At 72.6% G+C, this 4,191-nt stretch carries 4 protein-coding genes; 1 reads left to right on the top strand and 3 read right to left on the bottom strand.

What is annotated here, in order from left to right:
• Positions 1-9 precede the first annotated feature (9 nt).
• The 3 genes from ACESL7_RS13615 to ACESL7_RS13605 form a co-directional block, all read right to left on the bottom strand.
• On the bottom strand, positions 10-720 hold the full coding sequence (locus ACESL7_RS13615) for an alpha/beta fold hydrolase (RefSeq protein WP_372893854.1): 711 nt from the start codon (positions 718-720) through the stop codon (positions 10-12).
• Positions 721-790: 70 nt separating this feature from the next.
• The gene (locus tag ACESL7_RS13610) at positions 791-1,774 is read right to left on the bottom strand and encodes an alpha/beta hydrolase (protein ID WP_372893853.1); all 984 of its coding nucleotides are present in this window, start codon (positions 1,772-1,774) and stop codon (positions 791-793) included.
• Complete coding sequence (locus ACESL7_RS13605; protein WP_372893852.1) at positions 1,771-2,532, bottom strand: alpha/beta fold hydrolase; 762 nt, start codon at positions 2,530-2,532, stop codon at positions 1,771-1,773. The genes ACESL7_RS13610 and ACESL7_RS13605 overlap by 4 nt, the downstream gene beginning before the upstream one ends.
• A 229-nt stretch (positions 2,533-2,761) precedes the next feature.
• Here ACESL7_RS13605 and thrS point away from each other — a divergent pair.
• A partial coding sequence (gene thrS / locus ACESL7_RS13600; protein WP_372893851.1) for a threonine--tRNA ligase occupies positions 2,762-4,191 on the top strand: 1,430 nt, incomplete at its 3' end.

The following is a 4,191-nucleotide window of genomic DNA, read 5'->3' as shown; positions in this document are numbered from 1 at the left end:
GGCGCGGCGCTACCGTGGCGCTTCGGGCACGTCGAGCCAGCGGGCGAGCGCGGCGCTCACGGCCTCGGGCGCCTCGAGCGTCGGAAGATGGCCGGCCTCCTCCACCACCTCGAGCGTCGCGCCGGCCATCAGCTCCGACATCAGTTCGTGACGCGTGACCGGGCACATGGTGTCGTGCGCGCCGCAGAGCACCAGTGCCGGGCCCCTGTACCGCCGCAACGTCCCCTGCTGGTCGCGGCGGCGCTGAAGCGCGCGCATCTGGCGCACGAAAACCTCCGGGCCGAGGGCCGTGGCCATCGCCTTGACCGTGTCGAGCACCTCGAAGCGCTGCGGCCCCGGCGCGAGATGCTCGGGGCGCAGCACCGCGCCCAGCGCCTCCTCGAGCCGGCCGGCGCGCGCCTTCACGATCAGCGGCTCACGCCATGCCGCGGCCTCGGGGCTCTCGGCCAGCGGGTCCGTGTCCATCAGGGCAAGGCGCGCCACGCGGTCGGGCGCGCGGCGCAGGATCTCCATCGCGACGATCCCGCCCATGCTCAGGCCGGCGAGCGCGAAGCGCGGCGGCAGATGCGGCAGCAGGGCCGAGGCGATCTCCTCGATCCGCTCGCCCCCGGAGATCGGGACCACCGTCACGGGCCGCGCCTGTCCGAGCGCGAGGAGCTGCGGCAGGAACAGCCGCGCGTCGCACATCATCCCCGGCAGGAGCAGTAGCGGTTCGGTCATGGCGTTGGCCCGGTTCCCTCACGTCCCGGCCACGAGGCCTAGCACCGGGCGATCCCGGCCGCCAGACGCCTCAGGGCATCGCATGCGCGCGCAGCCAGTCGGTCATCTCCGCCACCGCCGTGTCGGTCAGCCCGGGCGAGAGGATGTCGCCGGCCAGCACATGCGCGGCCGGGTCGTCCTCCGGCCCCGGCGTGACGGGACGCAGCCGGACGGGCCCGCCCCAGCCGTCGGCCATGCTCCGGATCGCGTCGGCGCGCACCACCCGGTCGGCGTCGGAAAACCAGAAGAGCGTGGGCACCTCGACGGCGCCCGGCGGGAGCGCGCGCGCGGCCTTCACCGTGGCGGCCATGGGCACCACCGCCTCCATCGGGTAGCGGGTCGTCCAGTAGCGCGCATGTCGCGCGTTGCGCGGCTCGAAACCGCGCTCTTCCCCCGCGAGCCACGGCAGCCAGAACCGCGCCGCCGGCCACGTCAGGAGCGCCGCGCGCGGGTCGTTCACCCCGTAGTTGGGCGAGACGAAGACCGCCGCGGCCACGTCCCGCGCCATCGCCGGGTCGGCCAGCGCGAGGGTGGCGAGCGTCGCGCCGGTGGAGGTGGCGATCACCGCGACGCGGTCCCCGGCGGCACGCGCGGCGGCGAGCCCCTCGGCCACGTCCGCCATCCAGTCGGCCGCCGTCGCCTCGGCCATGGCAGCGCCGTCGCGCCCGTGCCCCGCGAGCCGCGTGTAGACCAGGTTCGCGCCCAGCGCCGCGGCCACGCGGTCGGGGACGGGGCGGATCTCTTCCGAGGTCGACGAGAAGCCGTGCACGTAGAGGAGCGCAAGCGGTGTCGCGGCGCCGGGGTCGCCGGCCCAGATCACCCGCTTCTCGGCGCCGGGCGTGACGCCCGGGACGCGCGCCTCCTCCGCCGCGAAATGGGCGTCGAGATCGGCCCCGAAGCGCGCGGGATCAAAGGTCGCGCGCGCCGGCACGGCCTCGCGCGGACCGAGGGTCCAGAGCGCCACGCCTGCCAGCGCGAGGAGCGCGAGCGCCCCGAGCGCCCTGCGCGCGATCACGCCCCGGCCCCCGCGCGGGCGAGCACCGCCTCGACACTTTCGCCGATGAGCGAAAGGCAGTCGGGATCGGAAAACCGGTGGTCCGCCCCGTCCACGAGCGTGAGCCGCAGGTCCGGCCCCGTGGCGTGGTCGAGCAGCCGCAGAGCCACAGCGCGGTCGACGTCCGTATCCGCCGTACCCTGCAGGAAGCGCACCGGAAACGGCAGATGGAGGGGCGCGCGCAGGACCAGATGCGCGCGCCCGTCCTCGATCAGCCGCTTCGTGATCGGGTAGGGCTCGCCGTAGTCGGAGGGCAGATGCACCACGCCCTCGCGCTCCAGCGCGGCGCGCTGCGCGGCGTCGAAGCCTGCCCACATCGCGTCCTCGGTGAAATCCGGTGCCGCCGCGACGGTGACGAGGCCCGCCACCCGCTCCGGCGCGGCGCGCGCCGTCAGCAGCGCGAGCCAGCCGCCCATCGAGGAGCCGACGAGCACCTGCGGCCCCTCGGTCAGCGCGTCGAGCGCCGCGGCCGCGTCCTCGGCCCAGTCGCCGATGCAGTGATCGGTGAAGGCGCCCGCGCTCTGCCCGTGGCCCGAATAGTCGAAACGCAGGAAGGCCCGGCCCGCGGCGCGCGCCCAGTCCTCGAGCCAGAGCGCCTTTGTTCCTTCCATGTCCGACATGAAGCCGCCGAGGAAGACGACGCCCGGCCCCTGCCCTTCGGTGCGGTGGTAGGCGAGGCGCCGCCCCTGCGGCGTCTCGAGATGCTGCGGGTCGCTCATGCGCGCCTCCTGTTGCCTCGCGGCGAGACTGCCCGCTCCCGCCCCGGGAGAAAAGGCCCCGGCGGGCGCGCCTCGGTCCCTGCGGTCCCTCCGCGCGACGACCGACCGACGGGAGGAAGGCGCGCCCCGCCACGCGCGTTGACTTTCCGGCGGAGCGTCGCCATTGAGCGCGCGAACACGACCCGCAACCGGGCGCTCGGTAGGCGCCGAACCGACGAGGAGAGCGGACATGGCCCTTGACCCGTCCACCGTTTCCCTGACCTTCCCCGATGGCTCCGTCCGCGCGTTTCCCGCCGGCAGCACGCCCGCCGAGGTCGCCGCGAGCATTTCCAAGTCGCTGGCGAAGAAGGCGATCAGCGCGCAGGTGAACGGCCGCCATTTCGACCTGCAATGGCCGATCGAGGCGGACGCGGAGATCGCCATCAACACCATGGCCGACGACGCCCCCGCGCTCGAACTCATCCGCCACGACCTCGCCCACATCATGGCGCGCGCGGTGCAGGAACTCTGGCCCGAGACGAAGGTCACCATCGGCCCGGTGATCGAGCGCGGCTGGTACTACGACTTCGACCGGGAAGCGCCCTTCACGCCCGAGAACCTCGGCGCGATCGAGGCCAAGATGCGCGAGATCATCGCGGCACGCGATCCGGTGACCACCGAGGTCTGGGATCGCGACCGCGCGATCCGCCACTACGAGGACAAGGGCGAGCCCTTCAAGGTCGAGCTCGTCGAGGCGATCCCCGAGGGCGAGCCGGTGCGCATGTACTGGCACGGCGACTGGCAGGACCTCTGCCGCGGGCCGCACCTGAGCCATACCGGGCAGGTCCCGGCCGACGCCTTCAAGCTGATGAAGGTGGCCGGCGCCTACTGGCGCGGCGATTCCAACCGCCCGATGCTGCAGCGCATCTACGGCGTGGCCTTCAAGACCCGGCAGGACCTCAAGGACCACCTGCATTTCCTCGAGGAGGCGGAGAAGCGCGACCACCGCCGGCTCGGCCGCGAGATGAAGCTCTTCCACTTCCAGGAAGAGGCGCCGGGCATGGTCTTCTGGCACCCCGACGGCTGGACGATCTACCGCGAGGTGCAGGACTACATGCGCCGCCGCCTCGACGCCGCGGGCTACCGCGAGATCAACACGCCGCAGGTGGTGGACCGCAAGCTCTGGGAGGCGTCGGGCCACTGGGACAAGTACCGTGAGAACATGTACATCACGGAGATCGACGAGGAGCACGCGCAGGAAAAGCGCGTCAACGCGCTCAAGCCGATGAACTGTCCCTGCCACGTCCAGGTGTTCAACCAGGGGATCAAGAGCTACCGCGACCTGCCGCTGCGGCTGGCCGAGTTCGGATCGTGCCACCGCTACGAGGCGCACGGCGCGCTGCACGGGCTGATGCGCGTGCGCGGCTTCACGCAGGACGACGCGCACATCTTCTGCACCGAGGACCAGATCGAGGCGGAATGCGCGGGCTTCATCGATCTCCTGTCCAGGGTCTACCGCGACACGGGCTTTCCGAGCTTCGACATCAAGCTCTCGACCCGGCCGGAGGTGCGCGTGGGCTCGGACGCGGTCTGGGACAAGGCGGAAGCGGCGCTGGAGAAGGCGATCCTCGCGGTGCGCAACGACTACGAGGTGGACCCGGGCGAAGGCGCCTTCTACGG

Origin of the sequence: Rhodosalinus sp., assembly GCF_041685465.1 — a bacterium.
GTDB lineage: Bacteria > Pseudomonadota > Alphaproteobacteria > Rhodobacterales > Rhodobacteraceae > Rhodosalinus.
The sequence above is the reverse complement of the archived record's forward strand: the minus strand, read 5'-3'. Positions and strand labels throughout refer to the sequence as shown.

Coding starts and splice junctions, on each gene's coding strand:
- ACESL7_RS13615 (WP_372893854.1), bottom strand. CDS start 720: ATGACCGAACCGCTACTGCTCCTGCCGGGGATGATGTGCGACGCGCGG.
- ACESL7_RS13605 (WP_372893852.1), bottom strand. CDS start 2,532: ATGAGCGACCCGCAGCATCTCGAGACGCCGCAGGGGCGGCGCCTCGCC.